The 20782-nt window shown below is 71.6% G+C and carries 22 protein-coding genes; 12 read left to right on the top strand and 10 right to left on the bottom strand.

From position 1 onward, the window contains the following. Positions 1 to 127: 127 nt before the first annotated feature. The gene (locus AB0G11_RS15130) at positions 128 to 1093 is read right to left on the bottom strand and encodes a 4-hydroxy-3-methylbut-2-enyl diphosphate reductase (protein ID WP_219504942.1); all 966 of its coding nucleotides are present in this window, start codon (positions 1091 to 1093) and stop codon (positions 128 to 130) included. Between the two features lie 101 nt (positions 1094 to 1194). Here AB0G11_RS15130 and AB0G11_RS15125 point away from each other — a divergent pair, with 101 nt between their 5' ends. Together AB0G11_RS15125 and xseA are read left to right on the top strand one after the other, a co-directional pair. Further along, positions 1195 to 2178 carry a hypothetical protein gene (locus tag AB0G11_RS15125; RefSeq protein WP_219504944.1) on the top strand — a complete coding sequence of 328 codons (984 nt, stop codon included), beginning with the start codon at positions 1195 to 1197 and terminating at the stop codon, positions 2176 to 2178. 26 nt (positions 2179 to 2204) lie between these two features. Further along, the gene (gene xseA, locus AB0G11_RS15120; protein WP_219504946.1) at positions 2205 to 3416 is read left to right on the top strand and encodes an exodeoxyribonuclease VII large subunit; all 1212 of its coding nucleotides are present in this window, start codon (positions 2205 to 2207) and stop codon (positions 3414 to 3416) included. Here the strand turns inward: xseA and AB0G11_RS15115 are convergent. Further along, the gene (locus AB0G11_RS15115; RefSeq protein WP_308125743.1) at positions 3358 to 4002 is read right to left on the bottom strand and encodes a TetR/AcrR family transcriptional regulator; all 645 of its coding nucleotides are present in this window, start codon (positions 4000 to 4002) and stop codon (positions 3358 to 3360) included. The two genes, xseA and AB0G11_RS15115, sit on opposite strands and share 59 nt — an antisense overlap. A gap of 88 nt (positions 4003 to 4090) precedes the next feature. Here AB0G11_RS15115 and AB0G11_RS15110 point away from each other — a divergent pair, with 88 nt between their 5' ends. Continuing rightward, positions 4091 to 4498: a nitroreductase family deazaflavin-dependent oxidoreductase gene (locus AB0G11_RS15110; protein WP_219504948.1), complete on the top strand. Its 408-nt coding sequence runs from the start codon at positions 4091 to 4093 to the stop codon at positions 4496 to 4498. Between the two features lie 26 nt (positions 4499 to 4524). Here the strand turns inward: AB0G11_RS15110 and AB0G11_RS15105 are convergent, their stop codons facing one another. The 3 genes from AB0G11_RS15105 to AB0G11_RS15095 form a co-directional block, all read right to left on the bottom strand. Further along, positions 4525 to 4761: an exodeoxyribonuclease VII small subunit gene (locus AB0G11_RS15105; protein WP_219504949.1), complete on the bottom strand. Its 237-nt coding sequence runs from the start codon at positions 4759 to 4761 to the stop codon at positions 4525 to 4527. A gap of 120 nt (positions 4762 to 4881) precedes the next feature. Next, entirely contained in the window at positions 4882 to 5418 is a 537-nt protein-coding gene (locus tag AB0G11_RS15100) for a DUF4245 domain-containing protein (RefSeq protein WP_357586313.1), read from the bottom strand. 11 nt (positions 5419 to 5429) lie between these two features. Continuing rightward, entirely contained in the window at positions 5430 to 6029 is a 600-nt protein-coding gene (locus tag AB0G11_RS15095; protein WP_219504951.1) for a TetR/AcrR family transcriptional regulator, read from the bottom strand. A gap of 81 nt (positions 6030 to 6110) precedes the next feature. On the opposite strand from AB0G11_RS15095, the gene glpX reads away from it, so the two are divergent. Next, entirely contained in the window at positions 6111 to 7145 is a 1035-nt protein-coding gene (glpX, locus tag AB0G11_RS15090; RefSeq protein WP_219504952.1) for a class II fructose-bisphosphatase, read from the top strand. Positions 7146 to 7154: 9 nt separating this feature from the next. Here glpX and AB0G11_RS15085 read toward each other — a convergent pair whose 3' ends face one another. Continuing rightward, positions 7155 to 7802 (bottom strand): DUF1707 domain-containing protein, encoded by a 648-nt coding sequence (locus AB0G11_RS15085; protein ID WP_219504953.1) that lies wholly within the window; start codon positions 7800 to 7802, stop codon positions 7155 to 7157. Between the two features lie 98 nt (positions 7803 to 7900). Between AB0G11_RS15085 and AB0G11_RS15080 the strand changes: the two genes are divergently transcribed. Both AB0G11_RS15080 and AB0G11_RS15075 read left to right on the top strand, forming a co-directional pair. Continuing rightward, positions 7901 to 8542: a DUF998 domain-containing protein gene (locus AB0G11_RS15080; RefSeq protein WP_219504954.1), complete on the top strand. Its 642-nt coding sequence runs from the start codon at positions 7901 to 7903 to the stop codon at positions 8540 to 8542. Between the two features lie 44 nt (positions 8543 to 8586). Next, complete coding sequence (locus AB0G11_RS15075; RefSeq protein ID WP_357586311.1) at positions 8587 to 9747, top strand: MFS transporter; 1161 nt, start codon at positions 8587 to 8589, stop codon at positions 9745 to 9747. Here the strand turns inward: AB0G11_RS15075 and AB0G11_RS15070 are convergent. Next, positions 9731 to 10687 carry a Gfo/Idh/MocA family oxidoreductase gene (locus AB0G11_RS15070; RefSeq protein WP_357586309.1) on the bottom strand — a complete coding sequence of 319 codons (957 nt, stop codon included), beginning with the start codon at positions 10685 to 10687 and terminating at the stop codon, positions 9731 to 9733. The genes AB0G11_RS15075 and AB0G11_RS15070 overlap by 17 nt on opposite strands. A gap of 22 nt (positions 10688 to 10709) precedes the next feature. Beyond that, a complete protein-coding gene (locus AB0G11_RS15065; protein WP_357586307.1) occupies positions 10710 to 12074 on the bottom strand; it encodes a PLP-dependent aminotransferase family protein in 1365 nt (454 codons plus the stop codon). Positions 12075 to 12142: 68 nt separating this feature from the next. Here AB0G11_RS15065 and AB0G11_RS15060 point away from each other — a divergent pair, with 68 nt between their 5' ends. After that, on the top strand, positions 12143 to 13060 hold the full coding sequence (locus AB0G11_RS15060) for a DMT family transporter (RefSeq protein ID WP_357586305.1): 918 nt from the start codon (positions 12143 to 12145) through the stop codon (positions 13058 to 13060). Further along, on the top strand, positions 13014 to 14666 hold the full coding sequence (locus tag AB0G11_RS15055; protein WP_357586303.1) for a fumarate hydratase: 1653 nt from the start codon (positions 13014 to 13016) through the stop codon (positions 14664 to 14666). Before AB0G11_RS15060 ends, AB0G11_RS15055 begins: the two co-directional genes overlap by 47 nt. A 34-nt stretch (positions 14667 to 14700) precedes the next feature. On the opposite strand, the gene AB0G11_RS15050 is transcribed toward AB0G11_RS15055, so the two are convergent. Next, complete coding sequence (locus AB0G11_RS15050) at positions 14701 to 14889, bottom strand: DUF5999 family protein (protein ID WP_357586301.1); 189 nt, start codon at positions 14887 to 14889, stop codon at positions 14701 to 14703. Between the two features lie 510 nt (positions 14890 to 15399). Between AB0G11_RS15050 and AB0G11_RS15045 the strand changes: the two genes are divergently transcribed. From AB0G11_RS15045 to AB0G11_RS15030, 4 genes are all read left to right on the top strand, one after another. Then, a complete protein-coding gene (locus AB0G11_RS15045) occupies positions 15400 to 16008 on the top strand; it encodes a superoxide dismutase (RefSeq protein ID WP_357586299.1) in 609 nt (202 codons plus the stop codon). Between the two features lie 70 nt (positions 16009 to 16078). Next, complete coding sequence (locus tag AB0G11_RS15040) at positions 16079 to 17191, top strand: serine/threonine-protein kinase (RefSeq protein ID WP_219504968.1); 1113 nt, start codon at positions 16079 to 16081, stop codon at positions 17189 to 17191. 35 nt (positions 17192 to 17226) lie between these two features. After that, entirely contained in the window at positions 17227 to 18987 is a 1761-nt protein-coding gene (locus tag AB0G11_RS15035; protein WP_357586297.1) for a protein kinase, read from the top strand. Between the two features lie 29 nt (positions 18988 to 19016). Beyond that, a complete protein-coding gene (locus AB0G11_RS15030; protein ID WP_357586295.1) occupies positions 19017 to 20405 on the top strand; it encodes a class II fumarate hydratase in 1389 nt (462 codons plus the stop codon). Here the strand turns inward: AB0G11_RS15030 and AB0G11_RS15025 are convergent. Next, the gene (locus AB0G11_RS15025) at positions 20402 to 20719 is read right to left on the bottom strand and encodes a MerR family transcriptional regulator (RefSeq protein ID WP_219504974.1); all 318 of its coding nucleotides are present in this window, start codon (positions 20717 to 20719) and stop codon (positions 20402 to 20404) included. The genes AB0G11_RS15030 and AB0G11_RS15025 overlap by 4 nt on opposite strands. Positions 20720 to 20782 lie beyond the last annotated feature (63 nt).

Here is a 20782-nt window from a genome sequence, read left to right as displayed (position 1 = left end):
GCTGTCATCTGGCACAACTGGAACATCGGCGCACCCGTGAAACGATCCCTGATCGCCTACGATCACTAACCCAAATTTCACATCAGCGATCTAGCCCGTACGGGATCCCGTACGGGCCGATCGTGGGTCAGGACGCGCGCAGGTCCTTGCGGAGCTCGTGCGGCAGGGCGAAACGCATGCTCTCCTGCACCGGCTCGACCTCCTCCACGTCGCCGAACCCGTGGCCGGCCAGCCGCTCGAGCACCTGCTCGACCAGCTCCTCCGGCACGGACGCACCGCTGGTGACGCCGACGGTGGTGACGCCGTCGAGCCACTCGTCACGGATGAACGAGGCGTTGTCGACCAGGTAGGAGGCGTCGGCGCCGTAGTCCTTGGCCACCTCGACCAGGCGCTTGGAGTTGGACGAGTTCTCCGAGCCGACGACGATCACGAGCTGCGACTGCGCGGCGATCTCCTTGACGGCGACCTGCCGGTTCTGCGTCGCGTAGCAGATGTCGTCGCTCGGCGGGTCGATGAGCGTCGGGAAGCGCTCCTTGAGCCGGGCCACGGTCTCGGTCGTCTCGTCGACCGACAGCGTCGTCTGCGACAGCCAGACGAGCTTGCTCGGGTCCTTCACCTGGACGCGGTCGACCGAGTCGAGGCCGTCGACGAGCTGGATGTGGTCGGGCGCCTCGCCGGAGGTGCCCTCCACCTCCTCATGCCCCTCGTGCCCGATGAGCAGGATGTCGTAGTCCTGGCTCGCGAAGCGCTTGGCCTCGTTGTGCACCTTCGTCACCAGCGGGCAGGTGGCGTCGATGGTGCGCAGGCCGCGCTCCTTGGCCTCGCCGTGCACGGCGGGCGAGACGCCGTGCGCCGAGAACACCACGATCTCGCCCTCGGGCACCTCTTCGGTCTCCTCGACGAAGATGGCCCCCTTGGCCTCGAGCGTCTTGACCACGTGCGTGTTGTGCACGATCTGCTTGCGCACGTAGATCGGCGCGCCGTACTGCTCCAAGGCCTTCTCGACCGCGACAACGGCTCGATCGACTCCGGCGCAGTAGCCGCGCGGCCTGGCCACGAGGACGCGGCGGGAAGTGGACGTCTGGGGCTCCATACTTCTTATGCTACGTGGAACGACCAGCAAGCCCGAGCGTGCGCGGTTGCCCGCCTTTTGCCAGACTGGCCGTCCAATACTGACCTCCCAGGGAGACGTACATGTCCCTCAGCGACGTGATACGCAACATCACCAAGACCGTCACCGACAAGGACGAGCTCAAGGGCAAGGCCCGTGACCTGCCCGTCCTCTTCGTCCAGGGCACGCTCAGCATCGCGGGGCACGCCCTCCAGTTCGTCGACCGGGTGAAGAACTCGATCAAGGGACTGGGGAGCAAGGAAGAGGAGGAGAAGCAGGAGGAGCGCGACTCCCGTCCCGCCGACGCGGTTGCCGCCGAGGAGGAGGACAAGCCGGCCCGCAGGGAGCCGGTCATCTTCGCGCCCCGGCCCGACGCCGCCGCGCCCAACGGCACCTCCAAGACCAAGCCCGACCCGGTCATCTTCACCCCGGCGCCCAAGCAGGACGAGGCCCAGGCCGAGGCCGTCCACAAGCCCGCCGCCGAGGCCGCCGCCGCTCCCCAGCCCAAGCCCGCCCCCACGGAGGCCAAGCCGGAGCCCGCCGCCCCGGAGGCCAAGCCCGAGGCCGCCGCCGACCTCAAGGCCGAGCCCGCCACCGAGCCCAAGCCGGAGCCCGTCGCCGAGCCCGAGGCCGCTCCGGAGCCCGCCGCCGAGGTCAAGCCGGAGGCCGCTGCCGCGCCTGAGCCGTCCGTGGCCGAGAAGCCGAAGGCCAAGCCCAAGGCCGCCGCCAAGCCCGCCGCGAAGGCGCCCGCCAAGACCAGCACGCCCAAGGCTCCCAAGGCCGCGAAGGCCGACAAGCTGGCCGAGGCGGTCGAGGCCACTCCCGCCAAGGAGGCCCCCGCGCAGGAGACCGCTCCGGCCGTGGCCACCCCGGTGAAGGAGACGGGCCTGGTGGAGCCGATGCCCGGCTACTCCGAGCTGAGCGTCGCCTCGCTGCGCGCCCGGATGCGCGGCAAGTCCGCCGAGCAGATCGGCGCCTGCCTCGCCTACGAGCAGGCGACGGCCGCCCGCCCCGAGGTCGTCAAGATGTACGAGAACCGGCTGGCCAAGCTGCAGGCCGGGGAATAGTCGGCGCGGCACCGTAGGCTTCGGGCATGAGCTCGAAGACCACCCCCGAGGCGCCCCTGCCGGTCCGCACCGTCCTGCAGATGGTGGGCGGCTGGATCGGCAAGCTGGGCACGGTGTGGGTCGAGGGTCAGATCACCGACCTGAGCGCCCGCGGCGGCACGGTCTTCCTGACGTTGCGCGACCCGGTGGCCAACGTGTCGGCCCGGGTCACGGCCCCGCGCGGCGTCTACGAGGCGACCGAGCCGCGCCCGGCCGACGGCGCGCGGGTCGTGGTGCACGTCAAGCCGGACTTCTGGGTCAACAGGGGCTCGTTCGCCTTCACGGCGCTGGAGATCCGCCCGGTGGGCGTCGGCGAGCTGCTGGCGCGCCTTGAGCGGCTGCGCCGGCTGCTGGCGGCCGAGGGCCTGTTCAACGCCGACAGGAAGCGGCGGCTGCCGTTCCTGCCGGGCACGGTGGGGCTGATCTGCGGCCGCGACTCGGCGGCCGAGCGCGACGTGCTGGAGAACGCCAGGCGTCGCTGGCCGGCGGTGCGGTTCAAGGTCGAGGAGGTCGCGGTCCAGGGCCCTTACGCGGTGGGCGAGGTGACCGAGGCGCTGTCCAGGCTCGACGCCGACTCCTCGGTCGAGGTGATCGTCATCGCCCGGGGCGGCGGGTCGCTGGAGGATCTGCTGCCGTTCTCCGACGAGACGCTGGTCAGGGCCGTGGCCGCGTCCCGCACGCCGGTGGTGAGCGCGATCGGCCACGAGCAGGACAGCCCGCTGCTCGACCTGGTGGCCGACGTACGCGCCTCCACCCCGACCGACGCCGCCAAGAAGGTGGTGCCCGACGTCGGCGAGCAGCTCACGCTGGTCCGCCAGTTGCGTGACCGGGGCCGCCGGGTGGTGGGCGGCTGGCTCGACCGCGAGATGTCGTGGCTGACCTCGGTGCGCTCCCGCCCTTCGCTGGCCGATCCGGTGCGCGAGCTGGAGCGCCGCGCCGAGCAGGTCGACGCGCTGCGCGAGCGGGCCAGGCGTTCGCTGACGTCCTCGCTCGACCGGGCCGGCGACGATCTCACGCACGTACGGGCGCGTCTGGTCGCCCTGTCGCCCGCGGCCACGCTGGAGCGCGGTTACGCGATCGTCCAGCACCCGTCGGGTGAGGTGGTGCGGCGGGCCGCCGACATCGAGCCGGGCGCCGTGCTCACGGTGCGGCTGCCGGACGACCGGGTGACGGTGCGCGCGGAGCCTGCCGGGGAGTGACGAGCGCCAGCGCCAGCTCGTCGAACCCGGCCTTGATCTCCTCGACGCTCAGCCCCCGCTCCTCACGCTGATAGGAGATCAGCCGGGCGGTGGCGGAGGCGAGCAGCGCGTCGGCCAGGAAGCCGGCGCGTGAGCCGGGCCTGACCTGCGCGATCAGCGTGGTCAGATGCCGATGATGGACCTGGTACGGCCCGCCGAACATGGCCTTGGGCGGCCCGGTCTCCAGGAGCATGAACAGGTCGAGCTGCTCGACGATCCGGTCGACGAGCGCGGCGAGGAACGCCCTGATGCGCTCGACGGGCTCCGCCCCCGGCCCGACCGGCGGCGGCCCGGTCATGAACGCCTCCTGGAAGCGCCGTTCGCGCTCGTCGACGAGGGCGTAGACGAGCCCGGCGCGGTCGCCGAAGCGGCGGTAGACGGTGCCGACGCCCACGCACGCCTCGCGGGCGATCTCGTCGAGGGAGAGCTGGTCGGCTCCCCGTTCGGCGATCAGGCGGGTGGCACAGTCGATGATCTTCTGCCGGTTTCGCGCCGCGTCGGCCCGCTCCGGCTGCGGCTGCCCGACCACTGGCAACTGTCGGCGCACACGCTGAGCATAGCGATTGCAACCGGAGGAATCTCCGTTTAGGCTCCGCGGTTGAGAACGGAGAGTTCTCCGATTAGAGGTGGGAATCATGGCGAACGACTTCAACCAGCAGGTCATCGACGAGTTCCGGGCCAACGGCGGACGCGTGGGCGGCTACTTCGAGGGCTCCGACCTGGTGCTGCTCACCACGACCGGCGCCAAGTCGGGCAAGCCGACGACGACCCCGGTGATGTATCTGAAAGACGGCGACCGCTACGTGATCATCGCCTCCAACGCGGGCGCCGACCACCACCCGGCCTGGTATCACAACCTGCGCGCCAACCCCGTGGCCACGGCCGAGATCGGGACCGAGACGTTCGAGGTCAAGGCCGAGTTCGTCGAAGGCGCCGAGCGTGACGAGCTCTACGCGCGGATGGTGGCCGTGGCCGCCACGTTCGCCGAGTACGAGGCCAGGACCACCCGCCGCATCCCGGTCGTGGCCCTGCACCGCGGCTAGTACGCGACAGGTTGGAACGGGGCAGGCTAGAAGGGGGCGTCGTCGCCCGGCGTGGCCGACGGGTCGGACCGGCGCGCCATCGCGGCGGCCAGCTTGACCCGGGCGCCCTGGAGCCACTCCTCGCAGATCGCGGCCAGCTTCTCGCCCCGCTCCCAGAGCTCGATGGACTGCTCCAGGGTGAGCCCGCCGGTCTCCAGGCGGCGCACCACCTCGGTCAGCTCCTCGCGGGCCTGCTCGTATGAGGGTGCCTTGTCATCTGCCACCCTCCAACCCTAGGGGCCCCACCCGACAGAACACGCCCCACCGCCCGCACAGGGGCCGAAACACCCGAACGCGTGAGCCCAGCCCCTGACCGGGCCCCCGCTGGAAGCTCGGAGGGTGGCTCAGGTGGCGGGCTTGGGGCGCTGCTGGAGGGTGGCGGCGAGCTGGCCGAGCTCGGTCCAGTCGGCGGTGCCGGTCACGACGAGCGTCACGTCGGGCAGCATGCGGATGAGCGTCCGCTGGTTCTTGTCCTCGCGGAAGCGCCGCTCCCACTGCTGACCGTTGACGTCCTGGGTGCCGGTGGGCTTGTCGGAGTTGGCCATGCGGTTGGCGAACCCCGCCGCCGGCTTCTCGTCGCTCTGGATGAGCATGGCGTGCTGGCGCGCCTTGGTGGCGTAGCCGACGTGGAGAACCTGGGCCTTGCCCTCGCCCTTGGCGATCCGGTTGCTGTTGGGGATCCAGCCTTCGGGATCCTTGGCGGGGGCCCACACCTGGTAGGGGACGGTGCGGGCGAAGTTGGCCACCGTGATCGTGTAGTCGAGCTTCGGGATGTGCTCGCCCTGGCTCTGCGGGGTGATGAGCAGGAACAGCCCTACCGCCCCGAAACAGACGAACAGGGCTACCGCGTAGCCGTAGAAACCTTCGGTGAACCGTCGCACACTTGGCGAGGTTACCCGGTGGCGTCGCCGGTCGGGCGAATGCGTCCGACGATGGCGAGGACGTCGTCGGCGAGCGCCCGGTCGCCTGTCTGGACGACTTCGCTGACGGCGGCGGCGAGTGCGCCGGTGATGACGACGACGAGGGCGTTCTCGGAGTCGTCGAAGAGCGCGGCGTTGCGCCGGGCCCAGGTGCGCAGCCGGTCGCGCATGACGACCTCGAACCCGGGCGGCCCGTCGCCGCGCAGGAAGAGGGCGGCGAGCTCGCGTTCTTCGAGGCAGCCGTCGAGGTAGGCGCGGGCGGCGGCGAGGAAGACCCGCATGGGGTCGCTCTCGCCGCTGTCGCGCACGTCGCGGGCGGCCTGCTTGGTCCGCTGGGTCTGCCGGGCCTGGAACTCCTCGAACAGCGTCAGGTAGAGGTCGGCCTTGCCGGCGAAGTGGTGGTAGAGGCTGCCGACGCTGGCCTCGGCCTTGGCCACGACGTCGGTGACGCCCGCCTCGGCGAAGCCCTTGGAGACGAACACGTCGCGGGCGGCCCTCAGGAGAGCGCTGCGCGTGGCCGCGCCCCGCTCGGAGGTGCGGGCCGTGACCGGCTGTTCCACTTCGCTGCTCATGGCTGGCACATTATCCTCCGCTGACCGGGGATACAGGGACAACTACGATCGGGATAGTCGTCCACGAGGAGGCCCTTCATCATGTCCGATCAGACGTCGGTTCCGGCTGCACTTGCTACGGGCGAGCACGCCCCTGACCGGAATCTCGCCTTGGAGCTCGTACGCGTTACAGAGGCGGCGGCGATGGCGGCCGCCCGCTGGGTCGGCAGGGGCGACAAGAACGGCGCCGACGGCGCCGCGGTGAACGCGATGCGTCAGCTGATCAACACCGTGTCGATGAACGGGGTGGTGGTGATCGGCGAGGGTGAGAAGGATCACGCTCCGATGCTGTTCAACGGGGAGCGGGTCGGCGACGGCGGTGGCCCTGAGTGTGACGTGGCGGTCGATCCGATCGACGGCACCAGGCTGACGGCGCTGGGCATGCCCGACGCGGTGTCGGTGATCGCGGTGAGCGAGCGCGGGTCGATGTACGACCCGTCGGCCGTGTTCTACATGGAGAAGCTGGTCACGGGGCCGGAGGCGGCCGACGTGGTGGACATCGAGGCGCCGGTGGCGGCGAACATCGCCGCGGTGGCCAAGGCCAAGCACTGTTCGGCGGCCGACGTCACGGTGGTGATCCTGGACCGGCCCCGGCACGAGCGGCTGGTCAAGGAGATCAGGGAGACGGGCGCGCGGATCAAGTTCATCACCGACGGCGACGTCGCGGGCGCGATCATGGCGGCGCGCGGCGGCACCGGCATCGACCTGATGCTGGGCATCGGCGGCACGCCCGAGGGCATCGTGGCGGCGTGCGCGCTCAAGTGCCTGGGCGGCGTCATCCAGGGCAAGCTGTGGCCGCGTGACGACGCCGAGCGGGCCAGGGCGATCGACGCCGGTCACGACCTGAGCCAGGTGCTGACCACGAACGACCTGGTCAGGTCCGACGACGTGTTCTTCGCCGCGACGGGCATCACCCAGGGCGAGCTGATGGACGGCGTGCGCTTCCGCGGCGGGGTGGCGGTGACGCAGTCGCTGGTGATGCGCGGGCGCTCGGGCACGATCCGCAAGGTGGAGAGCGAGCACCAGCTGTGGAAGCTGCGCGCCTACAGCGCGATCAACTTCGACACGGCGGGCTGAGCGGGACCGTCAGCGGCGGCGCTTGCGGCGGGGCGGCTCCTTGACCTTGACCTCGCCGGCGAAGTTGCTGGTGCGCACCTCGACGACGGGGGCGCCGGGCTCGGTGGGCTGCTTGGTGAGCCTGACGGTCTTGTCCTTGGTGACGCGGATGACCTCCAGGTCTTCGGGCACGTGGATCTCCAGCCCGCCGAAGACGAGGGTGGCGTTGATGACGATGCGCCGGTTCTGCAGGATCGCGTCGCGCAGGTCGAGCTTGGTGGTGCCGAACATGGCGGTGACCGACAGCTCGGCGGGCACCACCCACCGGCCGCCGCGTTCCTGCTTCTTGAAGACGGCGGAGACGGGCCGGCCGTCGAGGTTGAGCGGCTGCTGGTCGGCGGGCAGCAGGTCGCCGGTGAGCTGGGCGAGCTCCCCGAGCGTGCGGGCCGCGTAGAGGGTGGTGAGGCGCTCTTCGAGCTCCTCCAGCGTGATCCGGCCGTCGGCGTGGGCCTCCTGGAGCACCTGGGCGATGCGTTCGCGGTCGGCGTCGGAGGCGCGCAGCTCGTGGGGCTGGGGCGCGCCTTCCTGGGCCGGGCGGCGGGCGGACACCCACTCCTCGGCCAGGCGCTCACCGACTTCTTGCAGGCGCGGCAACCAGGACCCGGGGCGTTCGTTCACAGTTCTGACAATATCCGGCGCTCCGCGGGAGCGGACCCCGGAATCTCCCTGAGATTGCGGCCGTTGAGCCGGACAGGCAGGCGTCGGGAGGGGTGTTCGTGCATCGGTCGGCACGCTGGGGGCTGGGCGCGGTGGGCGCGGGGACGGCGTTGATCGTGGGCCTGGATCTGGCCGCGCTGGGCGAGATGGACCCGTTCCGGCGCACGATCAGCGAGCACGGCCTGGGTGAGCGGGGGTGGCTGTTCGGGCTGGGGGTCGCGCTGCTGGCGGTGGGGTCGGCGGCGATCGGCGTGTCGCTGGCGCGGCGGCGGCTGGCGGGGGTGGTGGGCACGGTGGCGTTGCTGGCCTGGAGTGCCGGGCTGCTGGTGACGGCGTGGTTCCCGAAGCACGACTGGTCGGTGGGGCCGTCGCTGAGCGGCAGCATCCATCGGGCGGGCAGCGTGATCGCGTTTCTGAGCCTGCCGCTGGCGGCGTTGATCATCGCCAGGCCGTGGCGGGCGGAGCGGCATCGGGCGGCGCTGGCGGCGTTCGCGTTCGGGATCGTGGCGGTGCTGTGGGTGCTGGGCATGGGCGCGGTGGTGATGGTGGGGGCGCGCAGCGGTCTGGCGTGGTGGCAGGTGATGCCGCTGGGCCTGGTCGAGCGGTGTCTGGCCGCGATCGAGGTGATCGCGCTGACGGCGCTCGGGGTGTGGGCGGCGGGCAAGCCGGTGGGCCTGGTGGAGGAGACGTCGGCGGGCTAACCTGACCCCGCCTCACGTTTGATTCCCCCCATCAGGAGGCCGCCGTGCCGTCCCCGCGTGATCGCCAAGCCCGCCTCGCCACGTTCGCCGTCTACGCCGTGCAGGGGCTCTCCTTCGCCACGTTGCTCACCCAGGTGGCCCACCTCCAGGACAAGCACCGGCTCGACACGGGGGTGCTGACGGTGCTGCTGCTCATCGTGCCGGTCTTCGCCGGGGTCGGCAGCGTGGCGGCCGGCTCGATCGCGGCCCGGCTGGGCAGCAAGGCGCTGCTGCGCGTGGCCCAGCCGCTGGTGGCCGCCGCCGTCGTGCTGGCCGGGCTCGCGCCGGGCGTGCCGCTGCTGGTGCCGGCGCTGCTGCTGTTCGGGGTGGCGGTCGGCGCGGTCGACGCGGGCATGAACATGCAGGGCGTCGCGGTCGAGCGCCGCTACGGCCGGGCCGTGCTCAACGGTTTCCACTGCCTGTGGAGCGTGCTGAGCCTGGCCGGGGCGCTGTGGGTGTCGGCGGTGGGCGACGGGCTGCCGCTGGAGGCGACCATGGCGATCCCGATGGCCGTGGCCGTCGCGGGCTCCCTGGTCGCGGGGCCGAAGCTCTACACGGCGACCGAGGAGCGGGCCGTCCCGGAGACGGCCACGGCAGGCGGTCGCGTCCCGTTCCGGCCGCTCCTCCCGCTCTGCCTGGCGATGGCCTTCCTGTACGTGGGCGACGCGGCGGTGTCGAACTTCTCCACGGTCTTCATGCAGGACACGCTGGCCGCCGACGCCCGGGTGATCCCGCTGGCCTACGCCGCCTACCAGGCGACCACGCTGCTGGTGCGGCTCGCGGGCGACCTGGCCGTCAGGCGTTACGGCTCGGCGGGCATCGTCAGGCTCGGCGGCGCGATCGCCACGCTGGGCTTCCTGGGCATCGTGGCGGCGCCCAGCCAGCCGCTGGCCGTGGTGGCGTTCGGGCTGACGGGCGTGGGGCTGTCGGTGGTGGCGCCGCAGTCGTTCTCGGCGGCGGGCAAGCTCGACCCGGCGGGCACCGGCAACGCGATCGCCCTGGTCAACCTGTTCAACTACGTGGGGTTCATCGTCGGCTCGGCGCTGGTGGGGGCGATCGCCGAGGCCGCCGACATGCGGGTCGCGTTCGCCGCCCCGCTCGTGCTGGCCGCCGCGATCATCGTCCTGGCGCGCGGGTTCGCGCCTCGGGTCAGGGCCGGGGCGTAACCGGTTCGCGCACCTCGGCGACCTCGACCGGGCGGCGTTCGCGGCGTGACAGCTCGGCGGCCTCGGCGACGTACAGGGCTTCCAGGGCGTCCTCGATCGGGCACAGGCCGGGGGCGCCTCGCAGGAACGCGTCGAGCTCGGCCGCGTAGGCGTCGGCGAAGCGGGTGACGAAGTCGGGCCACGGCTCGCCGTGCGGCTGCAGCCCCTCGGCCGACGACAGCGGGGCGCGCGGGCCCAGGCCGACGGCGCGGGTCCCCCGGGTGCCCGCGAGTTCCATGCGGACGTCGTACCCGGCGCCGTTGTAGCGCGAGCCCTGCACGGTGGCCAGCGTGCCGTCGTCGAGGGTGAGCAGCGCGGCGCTGGTGTCGACGTCGCCGGCCTCGGCGAAGAAGGCGGCGCCCCGGTTCGCGCCGGTCGCGTACACGGAGACGACCTCGCGGCCGGTCACCCAGCGCAGGATGTCGAAGTCGTGGATGTGGCAGTCGCGGTAGATGCCGCCGGACTGCGGGATGTAGGCGGCGGGCGGCGGGGCGGGGTCGGCGGTGATCAGGTGCACCCGGTGCAGCCCCCCCAGCTCGCCGGCGCGCAGCGCGGCCCGGGCGGCGGCGTAACCGGCGTCGAAGCGGCGCTGGAAGCCGATCTGCACCCGGTGGCCGCGGGCCGCCTCCAGCACCTCGGCGGTCTCCTTGACGCCGGCGGCGACGGGCTTCTCGCAGAAGGCCGGGACGCCGCGCCGGCAAGCCTCGCGCAGCAGCGCGGCGTGCGTGCCGGTGGGCGTGGCGATCACCACGGCGTCGGCCTCGAACGGGTCGCCGGGCCTGCCGTGCGGCGAGGTGCGCACCGGGTCGGCCACGACCAGGTCGTCCACCAGCGGATGCGCGGCCAGCGTGGCCGCGTGGAAGGCGCCGATGCGGCCCAGCCCGAGCAGTCCCACGCGCATGGCTTCTTTCTAGGCCAGCGCCCTACTCCTGTCCAGACATTCTGACCTTCAGTCCGCGTACGGCCTCCGCAGCCTTGCGTGCGGGCACCCGGGCGAAGCCGATCACGACGGCCGGCGGACCGGCGGACGAGCGCATCGGCGCGACGGCCTCGGCCGAGAGCCCCAGCTCCAGCGCCGCCTCCACCACCTCGTCCTCGTCCCAGCCGTCGGGCAGGTCCAGGTAGGCGTGCAGCCCGGCCTCGATGCCGCGCACCCGGACGCCGGGCACGTGCTCGGCCAGCGCCTGGACCAGCGCGTCGCGGCGGCGGTGATACTCGCGGCGCATGCGGCGCAGGTGCTTGTCGTAGCCGCCGGTGCGCAGGAAATGCGCCAGCGCGTACTGCTCGATGACCGGGGAGCCCAGGTCGAGCTCGCCCCGGGCGCGGCGGACGGCGTCGGCGAGGTGGGCGGGGGCGGCCACCCAGCCCAGGCGCAGGCCGGGCGCCAGCGCCTTGCTGACGCTGCCGGACAGGATCACCCTGTCGGGCGCGAGCCCCTGGAGGCAGCCGACGGGGTCGCGGTCGAAGCGGAACTCGGCGTCGTAGTCGTCCTCCAGGATCGTCCGGTCGCCCTCGCGCGCCCACTCCAGCAGGGCGGCCCGCCGCGCGGGCGAGAGCACCACCCCGGTCGGGAACTGGTGGGCCGGCGTGACCAGCACCGATTCGGCCCGGCGGGTCCGCAGGGCGGCGACGTCGAGTCCGTCCTCGTCCACCGGGACGGGCACCAGCTCGGCCCCGGCGCGGCGCAGCAGGGGCGCCTGGCGGTGGCTGCTGGGGTCCTCGACGGCCAGCCCGGCGGGGCTGAGCACGTGCAGGATCAGGCTGAGGCCCTGGGCGACGCCGCCGACGATGACCAGGTTCTCGGCGCGCACGTCGGCGGCCCGCACCCGGCGCAGGTAGCCGGCCAGCTCCTCGCGGAGCTCGGGGACGCCGCCGGGGTCGCCGTAGTCGAGGGCGTCGGCGGGCACGGTGGCCAGGACGTGCCGGACGGCGGCCAGCCAGCGTTCGCGCGGGAAGTGGCCGAGCTCCGGGGAGGTGGGGCGGTGGCCGTAGTAGGGGGCGCGCGGCCCTGACCGGGGCGGCGTGGGGCTGGGGGCGCGGGCGGCGGCCGGGGCTACCTGGGTGCCGGAGCCGACGCGGGAGATCAGGAAGCCCTCGGCGACGAGCTGCTCGTACGCCTCGACCACCACGCCCCGGGAGACTCCCAGGTCGGCGGCCAGGTCGCGGGAGGCGGGCAGGCGGGTGCCGGAGGTGAGCCTGCCGAGCCGGATGGAGTCGCGCACCTCGGAGGCGATCTGCCCAGCGATCGCCCCCTTGCCGCGATTTATCGCGATATGAAGGTCGGCCATAATGGTCCTGTTTTACCTCGGCTCTTTGGACTATTTGCGGAGACCATTGGCTTCCTAGCATGCCGTACATGAGAAACGGAGTCGCCGGGGCCACAGCCGCCATGTTCCTCGTCGGGACACTGGCCGGGGTGTCCGGGCTGGTCAACGACTATCCCGTGTACGGCGGGCAGGCCGTGCGCTATCTGCTCGCGGCCGTCGTCCTGGTCGCGGTGACGCGGGTGATGAAGCTGCGGTTCGTCCGGCTGACGGGCCGCGAGTGGCTGCTGCTCGGCGCGCTCACCACGGTCGGGCTGGTGATCTTCAACGTGGCCGTGATCGAGTCCACCCGCGTGGCGGGCCCGGCCCTGGTCGGCACCGTGCTCGGCACCGTGCCGCTCGCGCTGGCCATCGCCGGCGGCCGGCCCGCGCCGCGCCTGCTGGCCGGCTCCGTGGTGGTCGTCGCCGGGGCCACGCTCGCCACCGGGCTCGGCAGCGGCAACCTGCCCGGCCTGCTGTGGGCGCTCGTCGCCCTGGTGGGCGAGGTGGGCTTCTCCCTGCTGGCGCTGCCGCTGCTGCCGAAGCTGGGGGCCATCCGGGTGTCCACGTACTCGACGGTCCTGGCCGTGCCCCTGCTGGCCGTGACCGGGTTCGTCCGGGAAGGCACGGGGATGCTCCGGATGCCGACGCTCGCCGAGTCGCTGGGCTTCGGCTACCTGGCGGTCGTGGTGACCGTGGGGGCGTTCCTGCTCTGGTACACCTCGCTGCCGAAGCTCGGGCCGGGGCGGGCCGGGTTGTTCGCCGGGCTGATCCCGGTGGGGGCCATCAGCACCGGTCTGGTGCTGGGCATCGCCACGCCGTCCCGCTACGACCTGCTCGGCGCCGGGCTGGTCATCATCGGCATCCTCATCGGCCTGACCACCGCGCGGCGGACGGCGCGGGAGAGCGCGTACCCTACTGACCATGCCGGACTTCGACTACACCGATCTGCTTCCCCTGGGCGCCGATGACACGGAATATCGGCTGATCACGTCGGATGGGGTGAAGAAGATCGAAGCGGCCGGGCGGACCTTCCTCGAAGTGGAGCCCGAAGCGCTGCGGCTGCTCACCGAGACGGCGATCCACGACATCTCCCACTTCCTGCGGCCGTCGCACCTCGCCCAGCTCCGCAAGATCGTCGATGACCCCGAGTCCAGCGGCAACGACCGGTTCGTCGCGCTCGACCTGCTGAAGAACGCCTCCATCTCGGCCGGCGGCGTGCTGCCCATGTGCCAGGACACCGGCACCGCGATCGTCATGGGCAAGCGCGGACGCCACGTGCTGACCGACGGGGCCGACGCCGAGCACCTCTCGCGCGGCGTTTACGACGCCTACACGCGGCTCAACCTGCGCTACTCCCAGATGGCCCCGCTGACCATGTGGGAGGAGAAGAACACCGGCAGCAACCTGCCCGCGCAGATCGAGCTCTACGCCGAGGACCCGCACGGCCACCCGGACGAGTACAAGCTGCTGTTCATGGCCAAGGGCGGCGGCTCGGCCAACAAGTCCTTCCTCTACCAGGAGACGAAGGCGGTGCTCAACGAGAAGCGGATGATGGCCTTCCTGGAGGAGAAGATCCGCTCGCTCGGCACCGCCGCGTGTCCTCCGTACCATCTCGCGGTCGTCGTCGGCGGCACGTCCGCCGAGTACGCGCTCAAGACCGCCAAGTACGCCAGCGCCCGCTACCTCGACTCGATCCCCACCGAGGGGTCGGCGTCCGGGCACGGCTTCCGCGACCTGGAGCTGGAGGCGAAGGTCTTCGAGCTGACGCAGAAGCTGGGCATCGGCGCGCAGTTCGGCGGCAAGTACTTCTGCCACGACGTGCGGGTGATCCGGCTGCCCCGGCACGGCGCGTCCTGCCCGGTGGCGATCGCGGTGTCGTGCTCGGCCGACCGGCAGGCCCTGGCCAAGATCACGCCGGAGGGCGTGTTCCTGGAGAAGCTGGAGACCGACCCGGCGCGGTTCCTGCCCGAGACGACCGACGAGCACCTGTCGGACGACGTCGTCTCCATCGACCTCAACCGCCCGATGCCCGAGATCCTCGCCGAGCTCACGAAATATCCGGTCAAGACGCGGCTGTCGCTCACCGGCCCCCTCGTGGTCGCCCGCGACATCGCGCACGCCAAGATCAGCGAGCTGCTCGACAACGGCGGCGAGATGCCGCAATACCTGAAGGACCACGCGGTCTACTACGCGGGCCCGGCCAAGACGCCCGAGGGCTACGCGTCCGGGTCGTTCGGCCCGACGACCGCGGGGCGCATGGACTCCTACGTCGAGCGCTTCCAGGCGGCCGGCGGCTCGATGGTGATGCTCGCCAAGGGCAACCGGTCCAAGCAGGTCACCGAGGCGTGCAAGCAGTACGGCGGCTTCTACCTGGGCTCCATCGGCGGCCCGGCGGCGCGGCTGGCCCAGGACTGCATCAAGAAGGTCGAGGTCCTCGAATACCCCGAGCTCGGCATGGAAGCGGTGTGGAAGATCGAGGTCGTCGACTTCCCGGCGTTCATCGTGGTCGACGACAAGGGCGACGACTTCTTCACCGACCGCACCGGGCCGGTGCTGAGCATCGGGCGGCGCTGAGCCGCCTGACGTCCCAGGGTGCCGGGCAGCGCGGTCAGGCCGCCACCGGCACCCGATGCGGCGCCACGACGCTGCCGTCGGGCAGCAGCAGGCCGGTGTCCTCGAACAGGACGACACCGTTGCAGAGCAGGCTCCAGCCCTGGTCGGGGTGGGCCGAGATCACGTGCGCGGCTTCACGGTCGGGGGAATCGGAACTCGGACAAGTGGGGACGTGACTGCACATCGTGCACCTCTCAGATGGCGCTCCTGGGTTCTGATCTCAGTAGGGCAGCTGGCGCCCGGACGGCGTGCGAAGGTCCAGCGAGGCCCCGCTCGGCCTGCGGGGCCGGCGGCGAACCTGGATCTGGCGCATCTTCACCACGTCCCTCGATCGGTTGTCAGTTGCTGTCGAGCTTCGGGCTGATGCCTTCATTGTGACGATCGGCACCGACAGATTCGGCCTCCTTATGTGCCTTCCTGCCCGATGGATCCAGCATGCCTGCGTGCCCTTACCACAGCCTTACAACTTGCTGACGCGTCCCCAGAGTTCCCGTCAGCAATCACTGCCTGCCCGTTACCCGGCGGCGTGTCTAAGAGGAGCGGAGTGCGGTCACCCGGGCGGGCGGGGCGAGCCGCCCGCCCGGACAGGACCGAACTGCCCTCCCATGCTGCCCGACTTGAGTCCTAGGTCGCAAGGCTGATGCAACTGCGAATGTCTTGCAATAGTGTCGTGATCACCACCGAAGGAGGACTCATGGGCGACTACACCCTTCCGGACATGCCCTACGACTACGCGGCGCTGGAGCCCGCCATCACCGGCGAGATCCTGGAGCTGCACCACGCCAAGCACCACGCCGCCTACGTCAAGGGCGCCAACGACACGCTGGAGCGGCTGGCCGAGGCCCGCGACAAGGGCGAGTTCGGCGGCCTGGTCGGGCTGGAGAAGACGTTCGCGTTCAACCTGTCCGGGCACGTACTGCACTCGATCTTCTGGCAGAACCTCTCCCCCGACGGCGGCGACCGCCCCGACGGGCCGCTCCGCGACGCCATCGACGAGCACTTCGGCACGTTCGAGGCGTTCCAGAAGCAGCTCACCACCGCCACCGCGTCCGTGCAGGGCTCCGGCTGGGGCGTGCTGGCCTGGGAACCGCTCGGCCGGCGGCTGGTCATCGAACAGGTGTACGACCACCACGGCAACGTCGGCATGAACACCACGCCGCTGCTCGTCTTCGACGCCTGGGAGCACGCCTACTACCTGCAGTATCGCAACGTGCGCCCGGACTATGTCGAGAAGCTCTGGGGCCTGATCAACTGGGAGGATGTGGCCGCCCGCTTTGCTGACGTCACCGGTCAGACCGGTTGACTTGGATTCGCAACAAATTATCGGCCACGCCTCTACTGGTCGGTTTACACAAATAGGTAAGCTGCCAGGCATGCGTGCGCCCTCCGGTTACCTCCTCGCCGCGCGCTACCGGCTCGTCGAACCGGTCGGACGCGGCGGCATGGGCACCGTGTGGCGGGCACATGACGAGCTGCTCAACCGCGAGGTCGCGGTCAAGGAAGTGCGCCTTCCGACCGTGCTCGACGAGGAGCTGCGCGCCGAGCTGTGCGCGCGCACCGAACGCGAGGGCCGGGCCACCGCCATGGTCGCCCACCCGTCGGTCATCACCGTCTTCGACGTGGTCACCGAGGACGACCGGCCGTGGATCGTGATGGAGCTGCTCCGGGCCAAGTCCCTGGAGCAGCTCATCCAGGAGGAGGGACCGCTCCAGCCGCGCCACGCCGCCGAGATCGGCCGCCAGATCCTCGGCGCGCTGCGCGCCGTGCACGCCAAGGGCATCCTGCACCGCGACGTCAAGCCCAGCAACGTGCTGGTGACCGAGGACCGCGCCGTGCTCACCGACTTCGGCCTGGCGGCCCTCGAAGGCGACGTCTCCATCACCCAGGCCGGCATCGTGCTCGGCTCCGCCGGCTACATCGCTCCAGAGCGCGTGCTCGGCGCCAAGGCCAGCCCCGCCGCCGACCTGTGGTCGCTCGGCGCGACCCTCTACACCGCCGTCGAGGGCCGCGGCCTGCACGGACGCCGTACGGCAGCCGCCGCGCTGGCCGCGCTGACCAGCGGCGAGCCCATCCCGATGGCCAAGGCCGGGCCGCTCGCCCCGGTGCTCGACGCGCTGCTGCGCATCAACCCGCACACCCGGCTCGACTCGGTGCGCGCCTCCCTCATGCTCGCCCGCGTGGCGGCGGGCGGCTCCGCCGAGGAGCCGCTGACCCCGCGCAAGGCCCCGCGCCCGGCCATGGCGCTCCACGCGCCGTCTTTCCCACGCCGGCCCGCGCACCGCGGGCTCCACCGGGCCGACGTCACCTCCTCGGCGACCGTGAGCGTGCCCGTCCAGCGGCAGGAACGCAAGCCAGGTGAGGGAGTTCACAGAAAAAGAGGGGAAGCCAGGCCCGCCCCGTCGGCTTATGCCCGCTTGAAATCGACGGTGATAAAGTTGTTCCTTCCTCGGCGGTTCTGGCCAAGAGAACTTCGCAAGCGAGGTTAAAGCACTTCCCAAGCGAGAATCGATATCTTCTTCTCATGCCGGAACAGCAGACGCGCCTGCTAGCGGAGCGTTACGAGCTCATCTCGCCCCTCGGCCGGGGCACCATGGGCACCGTGTGGCGTGCCCGCGACCGCGCCCTCGGCCGCGAAGTGGCGGTCAAGGAGATCCGCCAGGATCCCGGGCTCACCGAGGAGCAACGCGCCGAGCTGCGCGAACGCATGGTCCGCGAAGGGCGCATCGCCGCCCGCATCAGCCACCCGGCCGTCGCCGCCATCCACGACGTGCTCGTCCACGACAACAGCCCGTGGATCATCATGGAGCTCATCGAGGCCCGCTCCCTGGAGCAGGTCATCGACGAGGAAGGCCCGCTGCCGCCCCGGCTCGTCGCCGAGATCGGCGTCGACCTCCTCGGCGCGCTGCGCGCCGCGCACGCCCAGGGCATCACCCACCGCGACGTCAAACCCGGCAACGTGCTCATCACCGAGAGCGGCCGCGTCGTCCTCACCGACTTCGGCATCGCCAAGGCCGAGGGCGACTCCCGGCTCACCCGGACCGGCATGGTGATCGGCTCCCCCGGCTACACCGCCCCGGAACGTGCCAGAGGCGAATACACCGGGCCCGAGTCCGACATCTGGTCCCTGGGGGCCACGCTCTACTTCGCCGTCGAGGGCCGGCCCGCCTACGAACGCTCCACGATCGCCGAGACGCTGGCGGCGCTGCTCAGCGAGAGCGCCGACCCGCCCACCCAGGCCGGCCAGCTCCGCCCGGTGCTCGACGGGCTCCTGCACAAGAACTACAAGCAACGGCTCAACGCCGCCAAGGCCGAGACCATGCTGCGCATGGTCGCCGACACGCCGACGAGCGAGATGCCGGCCATCACCGGCGAGGCCCTCAACCAGGAGTCCCCCTTGTCCCAGCCCGCTTCCCGCCCCCAGCCCGTACCCCCTGCCACACCTGGGCCGGGCGCGGGGACGCCGGCGAGCAGCGAGGTCGGCTCGGCGTTCGCGCCCGGCGCGGCGGCGCCCGTACAGCTCGGCGGGCCCGGCGCGGTGGCCGACTCCGACAGGACGGTCAGCCTGCAGCGGCCCAAGAGCCCCTTCCCCCAGCCCGCCCCTCCCCGGACGCCGCCCGCGCCGCAGTCGCCCCCGCAGGGCCGCCCGGCGCAGGGCACACCCCCGCACGGCGGGCCCGGGCACGCCCCCCAGCCTCCGTCCCCTCAGCCTCCGTCCCCCCAGGGCCCGTACGCCCCAGGCCCCCAGGGACCGGGACCGCAGGGACAGGGACCCCACGGACCGGGGCCCCAAGCGAACGGCCCCCAAGGGCCGGGACCCCAGGCGCCCGCCCCTCACGGCCCCGGACCACAGGGAACCGGACCCCAGGCGGCCGGACCGCAAGGGCCTCAGGGACGCGGACCGCAGGCGCAGGGACCGCAAGGGCCTGGGCCGCAGGGCGCCGGGCGGCCCGGGCCCGTGGGCAAGGCCGGGGACGAGAGCACCATCGTCACGACGCGCATCCAGCTGCCGAGCGCGCCGGGCCTCCAGGTGTACCCGCCGACCCCGCAGCAGCAGCGCCCCCAGCAGCCCGCTCCCGGGCAACCCCAGCAGGGCCCGTACCCGCCGGGGCCCCAGCAGCCGGAGCGTCCCGACTCCCACGGCCTGGGCACCGACCTGTTCGCCATCGCCGGCCCCGACGAGCCCGCGAGCGGCAACCGCAAGGGCATGCTCATGCTCATGGGCGTCGCCGCCGCCGCGGCCGTGGTGATCGCCATCCTGATCGTGGCCCTGCTTCAGAGCTGATCGCCTGCCCGTGAGCCAGACTGGGAGGCATGAGCGAGTACCGTATCGAACGTGACTCGATGGGCGAGGTGCGCGTCCCGGCGGGCGCCAGGTGGCGCGCGCAGACCCAGCGAGCGGTGGAGAACTTCCCGATCTCGGGCCGGACGCTGGAGCCGTCCCACATCGCCGCGCTCGGCCTGATCAAGGCCGTGGCCGCGGAGGTCAACGGCGAGCTGGGCGTGATCGACAAGGATCTGGCGGAGGCGATCGCGCAGGCGGCGGCCGACGTGGCGGAGAACGAGCACGACGAGCATTTCCCGATCGACGTCTTCCAGACGGGTTCCGGCACCTCGTCCAACATGAACGCGAACGAGGTGATCGCCTCCTTGGCGGAGGAGCGGCTGGGCCGCCCGGTGCATCCGAACGACCATGTGAACGCCTCGCAGTCGTCGAACGACGTCTTCCCCACGTCGATCCACGTGGCGGCGGCGACGGAGGTGACCTACCATCTGCTGCCCTCGCTGGAGCATCTGGCGACGGCGCTGCGGACGAAGGAGCTGCAGTTCCAGGATGCGGTGAAGTCGGGGCGCACGCATTTGATGGACGCGACGCCGGTGACGCTGGGCCAGGAGTTCGGCGGTTACGCGACGCAGGTGGAGCACGGCGCGGTGCGGGTGAAGGCGGCGCTGGGCCATCTGCTGGAGCTTCCGCTGGGCGGCACGGCGGTCGGCACGGGGATCAACACGCCGCCGGGGTTCGCGGAGCTGGCGATCGCGCGGCTGCGTGAGGCGACGGGGATCGGGTTCCGTGAGGCGATGGACCATTTCGAGGCGCAGAGCGCGCAGGATTCGGTCGTGGAGCTGTCGGGCCAGCTCAAGGTGGTGGCCGTCTCCCTGAACAAGATCGCCAACGATCTGCGCTGGATGGGGTCGGGGCCGCGGGCGGGGCTGGGTGAGATCAACCTGCCGGATCTGCAGCCGGGTTCGTCGATCATGCCGGGCAAGGTCAATCCGGTCATCCCGGAGGCCACGGCGATGGTGGCGGCGCAGGTGATCGGCAATGACGCGGCGATCACGTTCGCGGGCGCGTCGGGCAGTTTCGAGCTGAACGTGCAGCTCCCGCTGATCGCGCGCAACATCCTGGAGTCGATCCGGCTGCTGGCGAACGTGTCGCGGCTGCTGGCCGACCGGTGCGTCATGGGCATCACGGCGAACGTCGACAGGCTGCGGGAGTACGCGGAGTCGTCGCCGTCGATCGTGACGCCGCTCAACCGGCATGTCGGCTACGAGGAGGCCGCCAAGATCGCCAAGCAGGCGCTCCAGGAGCGCAAGACGATCCGCGAGGTGGTGATCGAGCGTGGCCACGTCGCGAACGGCACGCTGACGGAGGAGCAGCTCGACGGCCTGCTGGACGTGCTGTCGATGACGCGGCCCGGCTAGGGCCGGTCGAGCTCGGCCAGCCGGGCGCGGGCCTGGTCGAGTTCGTCGCGCACCTGGGCGAGCTCGCGTTCGAGCTCCAGGATGCGGCGGATGGCGATGAGCGTCATGCCTTCGTCGACCATGCGGGTGACGTGCTGGACGGCCAGGATGTCGTGGCGTGAGTAGCGGCGCTGGCCGCCGTTGGACCGGCCGGGGCTGATGACGTCGTGGCGGTCCAGCCGGCGCAGGTAGGCCGGCTGGACCTGGAGCATCTCGGCCACCTGCCCGAGCGAGTAGAGCGGGGCGTGCTCGTTGTCGAAGGGGAGTTGGGGCATGCGGCCTCTCTCGCTTTCGAACGGGGGGCGGGCGGGGGCGGACGGTGGCGCCCGCCCCGGTCG

The sequence above is a fragment of the Nonomuraea sp. NPDC023979 genome, assembly GCF_040639085.1.
Classification (GTDB): domain Bacteria; phylum Actinomycetota; class Actinomycetes; order Streptosporangiales; family Streptosporangiaceae; genus Nonomuraea; species Nonomuraea ceibae.
This window is presented reverse-complemented; position numbering and strand designations above follow the sequence as displayed.

Coding starts and splice junctions, on each gene's coding strand:
- AB0G11_RS15025 (WP_219504974.1), bottom strand. CDS start 20,719: ATGCCCCAACTCCCCTTCGACAACGAGCACGCCCCGCTCTACTCGCTC.
- AB0G11_RS15070 (WP_357586309.1), bottom strand. CDS start 10,687: ATGCGCGTGGGACTGCTCGGGCTGGGCCGCATCGGCGCCTTCCACGCG.
- AB0G11_RS15035 (WP_357586297.1), top strand. CDS start 17,227: ATGCCGGAACAGCAGACGCGCCTGCTAGCGGAGCGTTACGAGCTCATC.
- AB0G11_RS15110 (WP_219504948.1), top strand. CDS start 4,091: ATGGCGAACGACTTCAACCAGCAGGTCATCGACGAGTTCCGGGCCAAC.
- AB0G11_RS15060 (WP_357586305.1), top strand. CDS start 12,143: ATGAGAAACGGAGTCGCCGGGGCCACAGCCGCCATGTTCCTCGTCGGG.
- AB0G11_RS15095 (WP_219504951.1), bottom strand. CDS start 6,029: ATGAGCAGCGAAGTGGAACAGCCGGTCACGGCCCGCACCTCCGAGCGG.
- AB0G11_RS15130 (WP_219504942.1), bottom strand. CDS start 1,093: ATGGAGCCCCAGACGTCCACTTCCCGCCGCGTCCTCGTGGCCAGGCCG.
- xseA (WP_219504946.1), top strand. CDS start 2,205: ATGAGCTCGAAGACCACCCCCGAGGCGCCCCTGCCGGTCCGCACCGTC.
- AB0G11_RS15125 (WP_219504944.1), top strand. CDS start 1,195: ATGTCCCTCAGCGACGTGATACGCAACATCACCAAGACCGTCACCGAC.
- AB0G11_RS15055 (WP_357586303.1), top strand. CDS start 13,014: ATGCCGGACTTCGACTACACCGATCTGCTTCCCCTGGGCGCCGATGAC.
- AB0G11_RS15050 (WP_357586301.1), bottom strand. CDS start 14,889: ATGTGCAGTCACGTCCCCACTTGTCCGAGTTCCGATTCCCCCGACCGT.
- AB0G11_RS15040 (WP_219504968.1), top strand. CDS start 16,079: ATGCGTGCGCCCTCCGGTTACCTCCTCGCCGCGCGCTACCGGCTCGTC.
- AB0G11_RS15030 (WP_357586295.1), top strand. CDS start 19,017: ATGAGCGAGTACCGTATCGAACGTGACTCGATGGGCGAGGTGCGCGTC.
- AB0G11_RS15065 (WP_357586307.1), bottom strand. CDS start 12,074: ATGGCCGACCTTCATATCGCGATAAATCGCGGCAAGGGGGCGATCGCT.
- AB0G11_RS15045 (WP_357586299.1), top strand. CDS start 15,400: ATGGGCGACTACACCCTTCCGGACATGCCCTACGACTACGCGGCGCTG.
- glpX (WP_219504952.1), top strand. CDS start 6,111: ATGTCCGATCAGACGTCGGTTCCGGCTGCACTTGCTACGGGCGAGCAC.